Here is a 15455-nt window from a genome sequence, read left to right on the forward strand (position 1 = left end):
TTATTAGATATGAACTTCTATAAATATATACTGGCTTTTTTGATGTTCGCGGCAATAGCCTGTAATGAACAGAGAAGCGGGAATAATCTACAGGTCGCTGAGGATCATATTGAAGAGGTGCGTTCAAAATTTGCACCCGACAAGAGAATAGCTTTATTCAATATAGATTCTGAAATTCGGGAAGGGAAACTTATAGTAAGGGGAGAAACCAATATGGCACACGCCAAGGATTCCTTGTTTTCTAAACTGGATTCTGCCGAAATTGAATATATAGATAGCATTCAGGTATTACCAGCTTCGAATCTTAACGATAGTATTTATGGAATAATTGACGTGTCTGTAGCCAATTTAAGAGGGGAAGCGAAACATTCTGCTGAGTTGGTAACGCAGGCTACGCTGGGGACTCCTGTTGATATATGGAAAAGAACTGATGAATGGTATTATATCCAAACCCCGGATGGTTATTTATCCTGGGTAGACCACGGTGGAATTACCACCATGAATAAGTATGAATTTGAGAAGTGGAAATCTTCTGAAAAGATCATTTTTCAAAAGCCTTTTGGTCAATCATTCAAAGACGCTTCATTAGACTCAAAACCGGTTACAGATCTTGTGGCCGGGGCTATTTTGGAAATGGAGGCTGAAAAAGGAAATTTTTATAAAGTCAGGTATCCTGATGGCCGGGCTGCATTTATCTCTAAAGATGATTCAGCCGTATATTCACAATGGCTTTCAGCGCTGAAGGCTTCCGAAGAAAACCTAATGGGAACAGCCGAAAAATTAATGGGAGTTCCTTATCTATGGGGAGGGACTTCAGCAAAAGGAGTGGACTGTAGTGGATTTACAAAAACCATTTTCTTTATGAACGGAATGGTGATCCCCAGGGATGCTTCTCAGCAGATAAGAGAAGGGAAGCTGATAGATTCAACAGGAAAATTTGAAAAACTGGCGGTAGGAGATCTTTTATTCTTTGGAAGACCTGCGACCGACTCGACCTCTGAACGTGTTGTTCACGTTGGAATGTGGCTGGGAAATAATGAATTTATACATTCTTCAGGAGACGTGCATATAAGCAGTATGGACTCAACTGCTGAGAATTTCGATGATTTTAATAAGAACAGGTATTTGAGGACAAAAAGATATTTGGATCAAAAAAGTGAAGGTTTAACCTATTTAAAATCTGAAAATATCTATATGACTGAAGAAGCGGATACTCTGTATAATTAGAATTTCCATCTAACAAAAGCTTCCATAGCTTCATAATTGGCCAGGCCAAGCCGGTGGAATGCTTCGGCTGTTTCCCTGTTTCGTTCTTCCGCTCTTAACCAGAACTCTCTTTCATCATCTCCCGGAAAAACCGGTCTGTCCTTTTGAGATTGATGTTGAAAGATCGCAAGTCGTTTTTGTTCTACTTCCTTAGGTGATAAGGGCACAGCCATCTCTATTTCATGGATTGGAAATTCCTCCCAGGCTCCTCTATACATCCATAACCAGCAATCTTTTGTCCATTCTTCTTTTTTTCTAAGTCTCTTTAAAGCCTGAAGGATTATATTAAAACAAACAATATGAGTGCCGTGAGGATCGGCAAAGTCACCGGCAGCAAAAATCTGCTGAGGTTTTATTTTTTGCAATAACTTTCTGGTTATCTCTATATCCTTTTCCACGGAGGGATTTTTAACAGATTTGCCTACCTCATAGAAAGGCAGGTTCATAAAAGTTATATTCTCATCTTTCATTCCGGCAAAACGTGCCCCGGCAATAGCTTCAGATTTTCTAATAAAAGCCTTTACATTTTGAATTTCCTGGGTATCAACCTGGTTCGGTTTTTTCTTTTCGATGAAATTTCTCATTTCATTATAGGTAACTTCTAAATTATCTGTATCCATACCTATGCTTTTATTAAAATCCATGGCAAACTCTACATACCGCAGGACATCTCTATCCCACACCGCCGTATTCCCTGAAGTTTGATAGGCCACCTGTACTTCATGTCCCTGTTCGATCAATCTTATAAAAGTACCTCCCATAGAGACAACATCATCGTCTGGGTGAGGAGCAAAAATCAATGACCTCTTTTGGGAGGGTTCTTTTCTCTCAGGTCTTTGAGTGTCATCGGCATGAGGTTTTCCTCCCGGCCATCCAGTAATGCTATGTTGTAACTGGTTAAATACTTTTATGTTTATATCATAAGCGGGACCTTTTTCGGTAATTAATTGAGCCATCCCAAAATTATTATAATCTTCATCCATTAATTTCAGAATTGGCTTTTTCACCTCTTCCGAAAGCCAGATGACGGCTTTTTTAACCAGTTCTTTATCCCACTTACAATCCTTTACCAGCCATGGGGTATCGAACCTGGTGAGTTCAGAAGCAGCGGCTTTATCCAGGATTATCTCGACATTTTCAGCATGTTGCAGGTATGTTGCAGGCACACTACCTGAAACCCTGCCTTCTACAGCCTTTTTAATAATAGAAGCTTTCTTTTTGCTCCAGGCCATAAGAATGATCTCCTTTGCCTTGAAGATCGTTCCAATTCCCATGGTGATCGCTTTAGTAGGAACATTTTCTTTTCCGCCAAATTCCCTGGAGGCATCCCTTCTGGTAAGATCGTCCAGATTAACCAGGCGTGTACCCGAATTGGGTGCTGATCCAGGCTCATTAAAGCCTATATGTCCCGTTCTTCCTATTCCGAGGATCTGGAGATCCAAACCGCCCAGTTCATTAATCTTTTGTTCGTAAGAGAGGCAATACTCATGTATCTTCGATTTTGGGAGTGTACCATCGGGGATATGAATATTCTCTTCAGGAATATCTACATGATCAAAGAGATGTTCATTCATAAATTTCACATAGCTCTGGGAAGCATCTGGAGACATGGGATAATATTCGTCCAGGTTAAAACTAATGACGTTTTTAAAACTGAGGCCCTCTTTTTTATGAAGTCTAACCAGTTCTTTATATAAAAGAATGGGAGTAGATCCGGTTGCCAATCCCAGTTTAGTGTTCTTGCCAGATTCTGAGTTTTTTTTAATTATTCTTGAGATATGTGCAGCTACTTCCGTTGAAGCTTCCATTTCAGATGTATATACTTTTACTGGTAATTTCTCGTACCGAGTCTCCTCAAGAAAATTCAATCTCTTCATAATCTAAAAATTTATAGGTTAAGTATATACAAAACTCAAACTTTGAAATAAGCAGCGAATCAGTTAATTAAAATAAAGATTATTTTTAACATTTTCAGTTTAAGATTATTAGAAAAAGAAAAAACTTGGTGGGAAATTCAGAAACTTTATATTTGTTAAGCTTTTGCTGAAAACTGACCAACGCATTCAATGAAAATCATCAGGTTCACCCCCCTTATTATCCTACTTATTCCATATGTTTTCTTTTCTCAGAATTCTCTTAGTGGAAATATTCAAGATCGGGAAAATGCCCCGGTTGCTTTTGCAAATATCATTTTATTAAGTGCAGAAGACTCAACCAGCGTATATAGAGGCACTATTTCTGAAGAGGATGGAAGTTTTGTGATAGAAAATATAGAAGATAGTACCTACCTGTTAAAGGTTTCTTTTGTGGGGTATAAGGAATCCCTTCAAAAGGTCAACGTAAAAGGAAACACGAATATTCCCCCAATTATCCTGGAAGAAACCTCAGACGCTCTGGATGAAGTGGTAGTGAACGCACGAAAACCTAAAGTTACCAGAAAGATAGACCGGTTGGTATTTGAAGTGGAGAATACCATTCTTTCTACCGGGAACACTTTTGAAGTTTTGAAAAGAACGCCGGGTGTGATCCTGAGTCAGGGAAACTTATTAGTAAAGAACAGGCCTGCCACGGTTTATATCAATGACCGGAAGGTGTATTTAAGTTCACAAGAACTTCAGCAATTACTGGAAGGTTTTTCTGCAGAAAACATAAAATCTGTTGAAGTGATCACCAATCCGCCGGCCCAGTATGATGCAGAAGGAGGGGCAATTCTTAATATTAAGACCTCAAAAAATATTTCCATTGGCTACAAGGGAAGTGTGAATGCTTCCAATACTATTGCCATAGTTCCTAAATATAATATTGGTACCAGTCACTATTACAAAACAGATTGGTTGAACATCTATGCAAGTTATAATTACAACCAGCGAGACCTAGTAAAAAAGGATGAAGGCTTTATAGAATATTATACGCCCAACGGTGAAGCTGATTCAAGGTGGTTAACCGATTTTGAAAGGAATACTTCTATGTATTCGCACAGTCTTAATACGATACTCGATTTTACACTTAGTGAAGCAAGCACCTTAAGCTTAAGTGCCAATATCCAGATCACTCCAGATTCTGATAGTGATATAAATGGCTTGACGAATATCTATGATAGCAATAATTCGCTGGATTCATTATTTACTACAGATAGCCGCTTGCACAGCAACACAGATAATATACTTCTGGCTGCTACTTATAATACCAGTTTGGGTGAAAATGGAAGTTTATCTGCCATTGGAAATTATATCAATTATGATAACAGCCAGTTTCAGCAGATCATGACAAATTATTTTGAAGAGGACGAAAGTTTTATAAGAGATAATTCTTTTACTACAGAAGCAATGCAAAATAGTGAGATCTATACAGGCCAGGTTGATATCTCTACACCTCTGGGATCTACAAGTTTTGAAACCGGGCTAAAGTATTCCGGGTTAAAGACTGAAAGTGGGCAGGATTATTTTGATACAAATACGGGAACCAGGCAATTTTCAGGAGAATTATCAGACGTGCTTGATTATGAAGAAGATATTTATGCCGCTTATGCCAGTATGTCTAAAGAATGGGAAAAATGGTCTATGAAGTTAGGACTTCGTGGAGAATATACCGATGTACAGGGGATTTCTGAAAGCCAGGGATTGGTTAATTCCCAGAATTATTTTGAATTATTTCCCACCTTTTATCTCAATTATAACGCATCTGAAGCTCATTCTTTTGGTTTTGAATATAGCCGAAGAATTACCAGGCCCCGTTTTGAAAATTTAAATACCTATAGATATTTTCTGAATGAGAATAATTTTCAGGATGGGAACCCAGATCTTATGCCTGCCATTTCAAATATGCTGAAATTGAGCTATAGCTATAAGAATAAATTATATTTTGACCTTTACTGGGACAAAGCAAATAATGCGATCGCTACCATACCATTTCAGGACAATGAGAACAGAAATTTGCGATCTTCAAGTTTGAATATGGATTTCTCTCAGCAATATAGTTTTGATATAAGTTATTATGACTACTTGAACGACTGGTGGTCTGTTTCGGCTTATACCTCTTTCTTTTATATGCAAAATGACTTTCCAGCTTTGGAAAGCAATGGCCAGATCGTAACCAATGATACTTTTGGAGCTTATATATATGCCGGTAATTTCTTTACATTATCCAAGGATGGCACTTTTTCTGGTGAACTAACCACGACCTATATCCCAGATTATATTGTAGGTTCTTATGATTTTGAAGAACCTCAATTCGGTTTGAACTTTGGTTTTCGAAAAACCTTTTTTGATTCCAGGTTGGTCACCACCGTGAATGTGGAGGATATCTTCAATACCATGAATATGCCCTTGAGGTCACAATATTTGAACCAGAATAACTCCTTTTTCGCCATGCCTGAGTCACGTATGATCAGGTTTGGAATAACCTATAAATTTGGTAATTTCAAATTAGGAGATAATAAGCGTGCGATCACCGCAGAAGAAAGTGCACGTTTAGAATCTAAAAACTAATTAAAGGGGAGCCTGTTTAACTTATTTTCAGGCATAGGAATTATTTAGTAATTTTGCCACCTGAAAAACAGCAACTTTGGCAAAAATTGGAAATATAGATGTAGGAGACTTCCCCTTGCTTTTGGCACCGATGGAAGACGTGAGTGACCCGCCATTCCGTGCACTTTGCAAGGAACAGGGAGCAGATGTGGTATATACTGAATTTATCTCTTCAGAAGGCCTTATTCGCGATGCCGCGAAAAGCACCATGAAACTTGATATTTACGAAAAGGAACGTCCGGTTGGTATCCAAATCTTTGGAGCTAACCTGGAATCCATGCTACAATCTGTTGAAATTGTTGAAAAATCAGGCCCAGATATTATTGATATCAATTTTGGCTGCCCGGTAAAAAAGGTGGTTTCTAAAGGAGCAGGTGCAGGTATATTGAAAGATGTAGATCTTATGGTTTCGCTTACCAAGGCTATGGTAGAACACACAAAATTGCCAATTACGGTAAAAACGAGATTAGGCTGGGACCATGATTCTATTAAGATCCTTGAAGTTGCTGAAAAACTTCAGGACGTGGGTTGCCAGGCAATTTCGATTCACGGCAGAACCAGAGCGCAGATGTATAAAGGCGAAGCCGACTGGGCACCTATTGCTGAAGTGAAGAATAATCCAAGAATGCATATTCCGGTATTTGGTAATGGCGATGTGGATTCTCCTGAAAAAGCCATGGAAATGCGCGATAAATTCGGATTGGATGGCGCCATGATAGGCCGGGCTAGTATTGGTTATCCCTGGTTTTTCAGAGAAGTAAAGCATTATTTTAAAACCGGTGAACAGATGGCTCCTCCAAGTCTGGAAGAAAGAGTAGATGCCGCCAGAAGACATTTGCAAATGGCGATCGACTGGAAAGGGGAGCGATTAGGCGTTTTTGAGACGCGTCGTCATTATACCAATTATTTCAAGGGAATTCCACACTTCAAGGAATACCGCATGAAGATGGTGACCAGCGACGATTCCATAGACGTTTTTAAAGCTTTTGATGAGGTGGAAAAGGAATTCGCAGGTTACGAATTTGCCTGAGAAAGTGCTTTTTTGCTTCGGCCCGCTGCAATATAAGAGGCGATAAGCCCAAGCGTAAAAATAGTACCGAGGACAATAAGTATATTTTCAATTTTCATCTTTACCGGGTAGGGTAAATTTGGCGTGATCATGACCAGGTCGTAATTCATCTGAAGAATTATAAGAATCACCGCCACGGCAAGACCAATTATTCCGCCCAGACCGGTCATTAACATTCCCTGTAAAAAGAATATGTTCTTGATCTGATTGGGCGTAGCACCAAGGTTATAGAGCGTTCTAATATTCTCCCTTTTATCCAGGATCATCACAATAATAGATCCTACCACGTTAAATAGCGCAATGGTCAGTACCAGGGTAAAGATGAGGTAAACAAATAGATTTTCTGAATTCAGCATTTTATTAAGCGCATCATTAAGCTCTGCCCGGGTTTTTATGATCACCTTCCCGTCAAAGAGTTTATTTAATTCTGCACTAACCTCACTTTCAGAAGCTTCAGGTTTTAATTTAAATTCTATTCCAGAATATTCATTTTCAGCAAGATTCAGCAGATCTTTGGCAAAATTCAGATGTGTAAAAACATATTTATCGTCCAGTTCCTCATTTACGCTATAGATACCGCTAACAATAGTTTGCCTGGAATTGAAGGCATCCTGAAGATTGGTCATGGTGATGGCCCCTTTTCCAGGTTTGGGAACCATGATCTTAAGTAGATTCTGATAATTAAATGTTCCTACATCCAGCAATCTTGAAAGTCCGTTTCCTATAACTACCTGCGGTTCACTGTCGGTAAGCCAGGTTCCAAAAACTATAGAACTATCAATTTTATTAACGCTTCGGTAAGTTTCGTCCACTCCTTTAATATAGGCTGGCTGTTCTTTAGATTTATAGGTGAGGATCACCCGTTCTTCAGCTATCTTGCTATAAGCCTCAATACCTTCAATTTGCTGAAGTTGGTTTAATTGATCTTCTGAGATCTTTATAACTTTCCCAGATTGAGGCAATGCTTTTAGATCGGGATCAAATTCATTTGAAAAGGAAAGACTGAAATCTCTTAATCCGGAAAAACCGCTAAGAACTATAAATAAAGAAAAAGCTCCTGCAAATACGCCAATCGCTGCAATGATGGTAATAATATTAATAGCATTACTTTTACTTTTAGTAAAGAGATACCTTTTGGCGATATAGAGCGGGAACTTCAAATTAAGATTTTTTCCTCTTATCTAAAAGATCGGGATTTGCCACGGGATCTTCTTTTCCTTTGATAGATTTTTCAATTCCGTCGATATATTCCAGCGAATCATCTATAAAAAAACTAAGATCAGGCATTTTTCTTAACTGATGTCTTGTACGTTGAGCCATCTCATGTTTGATCTGAGATTTGTTCTCGTTGATCTCTTTGATCACTTCTTCCTGATGTTTAGAAGGGAATATGCTCACATAAGCCTTGGCAATAGAAAGGTCTGTGGTTACCCGAACTTTAGAAACTGAAACCAAAATTCCTGTACGGCCGCTATCTCTCAGAGAATTCTGTAAGATATCTGCCAGATCCTTCTGCAACAATCCACCTATCTTTTTTTGTCTGTTTGTTTCTTCCATGCTACAAAAGTAAAATTTTTAACTGTGATTTATCTTCATATGAATGAATTTGAATCATATAACATTAATTATTGATATTTGTTCTATCAAAATATGACCAATGAAGAGAATAGAACATATAGGAATCGCGGTAAAAGATCTGGAAGCAGCCAATAAAACCTATAATGCCGTGTTAGGTTCAGAACATTATAAAACTGAAAGCGTGGAAAGTGAAGGAGTTTCTACTTCCTTTTTTAAAATAGGAGAAAGTAAGATCGAATTACTGGCAGCTACGAATCCTGAAAGTCCTATTGCCAAATTTATAGATAAGAGGGGAGAGGGTATTCATCATATTGCTTTTTATGTTGATGATATTACCGCTGAAATTGAACGACTTAAAGGCGAAGGTTTCAGGTTATTGAATGAAACGCCCAAGCCCGGCGCTGATAATAAACTGGTTGCTTTTATGCATCCCAAAGATGCCAATGGGGTGCTGGTAGAATTGTGTCAGGAAAAATAGAATTATTTTGTTTGGTACGTAAGCTGCAATTATCTAAATTTGCGCTCGCGATACAAACAGGTATCCGGTCCCATAGCTCAGTTGGTTAGAGCACCTGACTCATAATCAGGTGGTCCTTGGTTCGAGCCCAAGTGGGACCACAGATAATTAGAAGCCTTGCAGAGATGCAGGGCTTTTTTTATTAAAGCGATATTACTCTATTTGATTCCGTGCATCATTTTTCTTTCCGTATTTCCCTCCTTAAATTATCTTGTGAATTTTCCAGACGACTATTTTATTAAAATGCAGTAAAAATTAATCGTTAAATCTTGAATTGAACTTACTTATTATTTACATTTGAAGGTTATGAAGTTATTGGTTATTAGGTAGATATGCATATTAATAGAATATAGATATTTGCTTTTTAGCCAGACATTTAAAACTTTGCGTAAGGAAATTTCGTAAATATGCTAAGAATATATAGACGTCGCGGCTTAGCAAAGTAAGCCGGTAGCGGAAAATTCTTACCTTAGTAGCAAAATTTGTTTACAGAAAATTGAATTTAAAGGCTTTCGCCAAAAATACTAACCTAACATCAATGGGGCAGATTAGATGTATATTCCTTATTATGATACTTTTCCTGGGAGTTACGCTTACTTCTTACGCCCAGAAAGATGGGCCGCCAGCACCCACAGAGAAAAGACATAAGGGACCGCCATGCGATCCGGGTAACGGAAACGGGAACGGTAACGGACCTTCAGTTCCTCCGGGACTTTGTTTACCTATAGACGACTATGTGTATATCTTAATGGCAGTAGGAGTGATGTATGGTTGCTATAAACTGCGAAATTTTGAAGCGGCCTAAGAGACCTCAGTAATTCGCTTTACATACTTACCGATCACATCAAATTCGAGATTCACTTTAGCTCCCTTTTTTAAATTATTGAAAGTTGTATGATTATAGGTGTAGGGTATGATCGCCACACTGAATTCATTTTTTTTTGAATTCACCACGGTTAAACTTACCCCATTAACGGTAATAGAACCCTTTTCAATGGTGATATTTCCAATTGTTGAGTCGTATTCAAAAGTGAATTCCCAGCTACCGTCCTTTTCTTTAATTTCTTTACAAATGGCAGTTTGATCTACATGCCCCTGTACTATATGTCCGTCCAGTCTATCGCCTAACTTCATTCCTCTTTCCAGGTTTACAAAGTCTTTTTCCTTTAAATCTCCCAGATTGGTCTTCTCAAGAGTTTCACTTACTGCGGTTACTGTATAATTGTCATTATCAATAGAAACTACGGTGAGGCAAACCCCATTATGGGATACACTCTGATCTATTTTGAGTTCAGGAGTCATTTTTGCGTTTACAATAATATCCAGGTTGCTTCCGGATTTTTTAATACTGCGAATAATTCCTGTTTCTTCAACTATTCCTGTGAACATAGTTTTCTATAATAATGGTTACATTTGTGTGTAAAATTAAAATATTATATCGGGAAAGTTTATGAAACAAAGCGAAATGATCAAATTGGGAATTAGCATTGGAGATTTGAATGGGATTGGTAGCGAAATTGTGCTTAGAACCTTTGATGATTCCAGGATGCTGGATTTTTGTACCCCGATTATCTTTGCATCTTCAAAAATTCTCAATTTCTTAAAAAAGCATTATAAGCTTTCCGTCAATTTTCAGGGGATAGATCATCCCTCCAATGCTATTGATGGAAAGGTAAATGTTGTAAATGTGTGGAAAGAAAATGTCAATATTAATTTTGGAGAGGAAGATGTAAAGATTGGTGACTATGCCTTCCGCTCTCTTGAAGCAGCTACGCATGCTTTAAAAAACGATGAGATAGATGTTTTGGTAACAGCTCCTATTAATAAAGCCACCATTCAATCTGATAAATTTAAATTTCCGGGGCATACAGATTACCTGGCCCAGGAACTGGGAGGAGAAAGCCTTATGTTCATGATCACCGATAATCTTAAAATAGGATTATTAACAGATCATGTGGCACTCAAGGATATAGCTTCTGTGATTACGCCAGAATTAATCGAGAAGAAGATCAAAACCATTCAGCAAACATTAAAACAGGATTTTAGAGTTCAGAAGCCAAGAATTGCTGTATTGGGAATCAATCCGCATAGTGGAGATAATGGTGTGATAGGTAAAGAAGATGAAGAAGTTTTAAAGCCTACCATACAAAAGATCAGAGATAAAGGGGATCTTGTTTTTGGACCCTATTCTGCAGATAGTTTTTTTGGTTCCAAGAATTATAAGAATTTTGACGCCGTAGTGGCTTCTTATCATGATCAGGGATTAATTCCATTTAAGACCTTATCTTTTGGAATGGGCGTTAATTTTACAGCGGGACTTAAAAAGGTAAGGACTTCACCCGATCATGGAACTGCATTTGAAATAGCCGGTAAAAATGAGGCGAACATCAATTCTTTTAAAGAAGCTGTTTTTAAAGGAATAGAGATCTATAAAGCGCGTGAAGAATATAAACTTCTGACGGAAAATCCGTTGAAGAAACAAGGGAAGAAGATATAAACAAAAATTTGTTTATAAAAAGAGCAAAATTCATTAATTTTTATATCTTTGCACCCGCCTTAACGGAAACGTTGGGCACTCAAAACTGAGGAGAGATGAGGAATTTAGCAGAGTTTACGATTCCTTTCAAGGGATTAAAACTTGGGAAACACCAGTTTGAGTATGAGCTAGATAACAGGTTCTTTGAACATTTTGAGTACGAGGAATTCAATAGCGCCGATGTAAAGATCGACCTGTTGTTCGAGAAGAAAAGCACCATGATGGAGCTTACCTTCAGGGCAAGCGGAACGGTAAATGTTAATTGCGATCTTACCAACGAGCCTTACGATCAGCCTATAGACAGTGAATTGTTTTTGGTGATCAAATTCGGTGATGAATTCAATAACGAAGATGAAGATCTGCTTATATTACCCCACGGGGATTATGAAGTAAATATTCAGCAATATGTTTACGAATTGGTAGTACTTTCTGTACCACCAAAGAGAATTCATCCGGGAGTTGAAGACGGAACATTGAAATCTGACGTACTTGATAAGCTAGAAGAGCTTAGTTTGAAAAATCAGAAAAAGAAAAATGAGGACGATATAGATCCTCGCTGGGACAAATTAAAAAATTTACTAAACGAATAATTAATAGGAAGCCATGGCACATCCAAAGAGAAAAATCTCGAAAACCAGAAGAGATAAGAGAAGAACACATTATAAAGCTTCAGCTCCAAAAGTGGCTGTAGATTCTGTAACAGGTGAAGCACACCTTTACCACAGAGCTCACTGGCACGAGGGTAAACTTTATTACCGTGGTCAGGTTTTAATCGACAATACAGAAGAAGTAGAAGCTTAATCTAATTAAGGAGCTTCAAAGAAAAATTAGGAAACTCTCACTTAGTGGGAGTTTTTTGTTTTTAGTTGATTAAGTCCTAAAAAGACCTTAATTTGCACGCCGGTTAGAAGAATATTTAGTAATTTTCTAAGAATGTAGATATTATTCCGGGACCGATGAAGGGTGAATTAAATCCAAATTTATGAACAAAATCACAGCAGCGATTACGGCTGTAGGTGCTTATGTGCCTGAAGATGTTTTAACCAACAAAATGTTGGAAGAACTGGTGGATACGACAGATGAATGGATCACCGCCAGAACAGGAATTAAGGAAAGAAGAATACTCAAGGATCCCACCAAAGGAACTTCATACTTAGCCATTCAGGCGGCAAAGGATTTAATTCGAAAATCGAACCTGGATCCAGCGGAAATAGACCTTATTATTCTGGGAACGGTAACCCCGGATATGCCTGTAGCTGCTACGGGGGTACATGTAGCTTCTGAAATTGGAGCTGTAAATGCATTTTCTTATGACCTGCAGGCGGCCTGTTCAAGCTTCTTATATGGAATGTCTACCGGGGCTGCTTACATAGAATCAGGTAGATATAAGAAAGTTCTGGTAATAGGCGCAGATAAAATGTCTTCCATTATAGATTATTCAGATCGTACGACCTGTATCATCTTTGGAGATGGAGCCGGAGCGGTTTTAATGGAACCTAATTACGAAGGCCTGGGCTTACAGGACGAAATTCTGCGTAGTGATTCTATAGGGCGTCATTCTCTCAAAATCGCAGCCGGGGGATCATTAATGCCAACTTCTGAAGAAACTATTGCCAAAAAACTGCATTCTGTGCAGCAGGATGGCAAAACAGTTTTCAAGTTTGCAGTTTCCAACATGGCTGATGTAAGTGCAGAGATCATGGAGCGAAACAATCTTACCAATGAAGATATAAACTGGTTGGTAGCCCATCAGGCTAACAAAAGAATTATCGATGCTACCGCTAACAGGATGAACCTTAACGACGAAAGTAAAGTCCTTATGAACATCCAGAGATACGGTAATACCACTGCTGCCACATTACCATTATTATTAAGCGATTACGAAAAGCAATTTAAAAAAGGAGATAATTTAATATTTGCCTCTTTCGGAGGTGGCTTCACTTGGGGAGCTGCTTACCTGAAATGGGCTTATAACTCATAAAAATCAACACCAATTATTATGGATTTAAAAGAAATTCAGAATCTGATTAAATTTGTGGCCAAATCTGGCGCAAGTGAGGTAAAACTGGAAACAGGAGATGTAAAAATCACCATTAGAACAGGTTCAGACGAAAAGGAGACCACCATAGTACAACAGGTTCCGCAGCAAATGCCTCAGCAAATGCCAGCGCAGCAACCACAACAGCAACAGGCGCCTGCACCACAACAGGAAAGTTCTTCCCCAGAAAAAGAAGAAAAAGGCTCTGCTGATGATTCAAAATATATCACCGTAAAGTCTCCAATTATTGGAACTTTTTACCGAAAACCTTCTCCAGATAAGCCTGCTTTCGTGGAAATTGGAGACAGTGTTAAAGAAGGAGATGTACTTTGCGTTATTGAAGCAATGAAACTTTTCAATGAGATTGAAAGTGAAGTTTCAGGAAAGATCGTAAAAGTATTGGTGGATGATTCTTCTCCGGTAGAATTTGATCAGCCCTTATTCTTAGTAGATCCGTCATAAATCACTACCCGTTTTATCAACTGCAAGCCCTTTCTCGGGCTTCAGAACTTTAAAAGCAACTAGGTATGTTTAAAAAAATATTAATTGCCAACAGAGGGGAGATCGCTTTACGCGTGATTCGTACCTGTAAAGAAATGGGTATTAAAACGGTGGCAGTGTATTCTACGGCAGATGCAGAAAGTCTGCATGTAAGATTTGCTGATGAAGCCGTTTGTATAGGTCCTGCACCCAGTAACCTTTCTTACCTTAAAATATCAAATATCATTGCAGCTGCAGAAATTACAAATGCAGACGCTATACATCCGGGATACGGATTCCTTTCTGAAAATGCGAAATTTTCAAAAATATGTGAAGAGCACGAGATCAAGTTTATCGGTGCTTCTCCAGAGATGATCTCAAAAATGGGAGATAAGGCAACTGCCAAAGCTACGATGAGAGCTGCCGGCGTACCTTGTGTTCCGGGATCTGAAGGAATTATAAAAGATTATAAAGAGTGCCTGAAACTGGCAAAAGATATGGGATTTCCCGTAATGCTGAAAGCCACCGCCGGTGGTGGAGGTAAGGGAATGCGCGCAGTCTGGAAAGAAGAAGAGCTTGAACCGGCCTGGGAATCTGCCAGAAAAGAAGCCGATGCCTCTTTTGGAAATGATGGTATGTATATGGAGAAGCTTATTGAAGAGCCTCGCCATATAGAGATACAGATCGTTGGAGACAGCAGTGGTAAGGCATGTCACCTTTCAGAAAGGGATTGTTCTATACAACGTCGTCACCAGAAGTTAACTGAAGAAACCCCTTCTCCATTTATGACGGATACACTCCGTAAGAAAATGGGAGATGCAGCTGTGAAAGCAGCAGAATATATTAAATATGAAGGAGCCGGTACGGTTGAATTTCTTGTAGATAAGCACAGGAATTTCTACTTCATGGAAATGAATACGCGTATACAGGTAGAACACCCAATTACAGAACAGGTTATTGATTATGATCTTATTCGAGAGCAGATCCTTGTGGCTGCTGGGGTGCCGATCTCCGGGAAGAACTATTTTCCTCAACTGCATTCTATAGAATGTAGAATAAATGCAGAAGATCCGTATCATAATTTCAGGCCTTCGCCAGGTATGATCACGAATTTACATGCACCGGGAGGTCACGGGATTCGTATAGATACTCATGTTTACAGTGGCTATACCATTCCGCCAAACTATGATTCTATGATCGCTAAGTTGATCACCACAGCTCAAACGCGGGAAGAAGCGATCAACAAAATGAAACGGGCGTTGGATGAATTTGTAATTGAGGGTGTTAAAACTACTATTCCATTCCATCGCCAATTGATGGATCATCCAGATTATATTGAAGGTAATTACACGACGAAATTCATGGAGGATTTCAAGATGAATCCTAAAGAAGAAGCTTAAAAAGTAAATCCTTTTTAATTTATATAGACCTCACAGGTTCCAGAA

At 38.6% G+C, this 15455-nt stretch carries 15 protein-coding genes and 1 tRNA gene; 12 read left to right on the plus strand and 4 right to left on the minus strand.

The window, feature by feature from the left end; all coding sequences use genetic code 11:
- The first annotated feature begins 9 nt into the window (after window positions 1-9).
- Entirely contained in the window at window positions 10-1227 is a 1218-nt protein-coding gene (locus LGQ90_RS11680; RefSeq protein ID WP_229341260.1) for a C40 family peptidase, read from the plus strand.
- Here the strand turns inward: LGQ90_RS11680 and nagB are convergent.
- Entirely contained in the window at window positions 1224-3143 is a 1920-nt protein-coding gene (gene nagB, locus LGQ90_RS11685; RefSeq protein ID WP_229341262.1) for a glucosamine-6-phosphate deaminase, read from the minus strand. The genes LGQ90_RS11680 and nagB overlap by 4 nt on opposite strands.
- Window positions 3144-3332: 189 nt before the next feature.
- Between nagB and LGQ90_RS11690 the strand changes: the two genes are divergently transcribed.
- Both LGQ90_RS11690 and dusB read left to right on the plus strand, forming a co-directional pair.
- The gene (locus LGQ90_RS11690) at window positions 3333-5753 is read left to right on the plus strand and encodes an outer membrane beta-barrel protein (RefSeq protein ID WP_229341263.1); all 2421 of its coding nucleotides are present in this window, start codon (window positions 3333-3335) and stop codon (window positions 5751-5753) included.
- 76 nt (window positions 5754-5829) lie between these two features.
- Entirely contained in the window at window positions 5830-6822 is a 993-nt protein-coding gene (gene dusB / locus LGQ90_RS11695) for a tRNA dihydrouridine synthase DusB (RefSeq protein WP_229341264.1), read from the plus strand.
- On the opposite strand, the gene LGQ90_RS11700 is transcribed toward dusB, so the two are convergent.
- Complete coding sequence (locus LGQ90_RS11700; protein ID WP_229341265.1) at window positions 6807-8021, minus strand: ABC transporter permease; 1215 nt, start codon at window positions 8019-8021, stop codon at window positions 6807-6809. The two genes, dusB and LGQ90_RS11700, sit on opposite strands and share 16 nt — an antisense overlap.
- Window position 8022: 1 nt before the next feature.
- A complete protein-coding gene (rbfA, locus tag LGQ90_RS11705) occupies window positions 8023-8418 on the minus strand; it encodes a 30S ribosome-binding factor RbfA (protein ID WP_229341267.1) in 396 nt (131 codons plus the stop codon).
- 100 nt (window positions 8419-8518) lie between these two features.
- Here rbfA and mce point away from each other — a divergent pair, with 100 nt between their 5' ends.
- From mce to LGQ90_RS11720, 3 genes are all read left to right on the plus strand, one after another.
- On the plus strand, window positions 8519-8917 hold the full coding sequence (gene mce / locus LGQ90_RS11710; RefSeq protein WP_229341269.1) for a methylmalonyl-CoA epimerase: 399 nt from the start codon (window positions 8519-8521) through the stop codon (window positions 8915-8917).
- Window positions 8918-8983: 66 nt separating this feature from the next.
- Window positions 8984-9057 (plus strand) — tRNA-Ile (locus LGQ90_RS11715).
- 437 nt (window positions 9058-9494) lie between these two features.
- Complete coding sequence (locus LGQ90_RS11720; protein WP_229341271.1) at window positions 9495-9761, plus strand: hypothetical protein; 267 nt, start codon at window positions 9495-9497, stop codon at window positions 9759-9761.
- Here the strand turns inward: LGQ90_RS11720 and LGQ90_RS11725 are convergent.
- Entirely contained in the window at window positions 9758-10345 is a 588-nt protein-coding gene (locus LGQ90_RS11725) for a riboflavin synthase (RefSeq protein ID WP_229341273.1), read from the minus strand. The genes LGQ90_RS11720 and LGQ90_RS11725 overlap by 4 nt on opposite strands.
- A 61-nt stretch (window positions 10346-10406) precedes the next feature.
- Here LGQ90_RS11725 and pdxA point away from each other — a divergent pair, with 61 nt between their 5' ends.
- The 6 genes from pdxA to accC all read left to right on the plus strand — a co-directional run bounded on the left by pdxA (window position 10407) and on the right by accC (window position 15410).
- On the plus strand, window positions 10407-11453 hold the full coding sequence (pdxA, locus tag LGQ90_RS11730) for a 4-hydroxythreonine-4-phosphate dehydrogenase PdxA (protein ID WP_229341275.1): 1047 nt from the start codon (window positions 10407-10409) through the stop codon (window positions 11451-11453).
- 95 nt (window positions 11454-11548) lie between these two features.
- Window positions 11549-12082: a YceD family protein gene (locus LGQ90_RS11735; protein ID WP_229341276.1), complete on the plus strand. Its 534-nt coding sequence runs from the start codon at window positions 11549-11551 to the stop codon at window positions 12080-12082.
- A gap of 13 nt (window positions 12083-12095) precedes the next feature.
- On the plus strand, window positions 12096-12293 hold the full coding sequence (gene rpmF, locus LGQ90_RS11740) for a 50S ribosomal protein L32 (RefSeq protein WP_026932948.1): 198 nt from the start codon (window positions 12096-12098) through the stop codon (window positions 12291-12293).
- 181 nt (window positions 12294-12474) lie between these two features.
- Window positions 12475-13473 (plus strand): beta-ketoacyl-ACP synthase III, encoded by a 999-nt coding sequence (locus tag LGQ90_RS11745; RefSeq protein ID WP_229341277.1) that lies wholly within the window; start codon window positions 12475-12477, stop codon window positions 13471-13473.
- Between the two features lie 18 nt (window positions 13474-13491).
- Window positions 13492-13992 carry an acetyl-CoA carboxylase biotin carboxyl carrier protein gene (gene accB / locus LGQ90_RS11750; RefSeq protein WP_229341278.1) on the plus strand — a complete coding sequence of 167 codons (501 nt, stop codon included), beginning with the start codon at window positions 13492-13494 and terminating at the stop codon, window positions 13990-13992.
- 65 nt (window positions 13993-14057) lie between these two features.
- Complete coding sequence (gene accC, locus LGQ90_RS11755) at window positions 14058-15410, plus strand: acetyl-CoA carboxylase biotin carboxylase subunit (RefSeq protein WP_229341279.1); 1353 nt, start codon at window positions 14058-14060, stop codon at window positions 15408-15410.
- The last annotated feature ends 45 nt before the right edge of the window (window positions 15411-15455 follow it).

Origin of the sequence: Christiangramia sediminis (assembly GCF_020552705.1) — a bacterium.
Classification (GTDB): Bacteria; Bacteroidota; Bacteroidia; order Flavobacteriales; family Flavobacteriaceae; genus Christiangramia; species Christiangramia sediminis.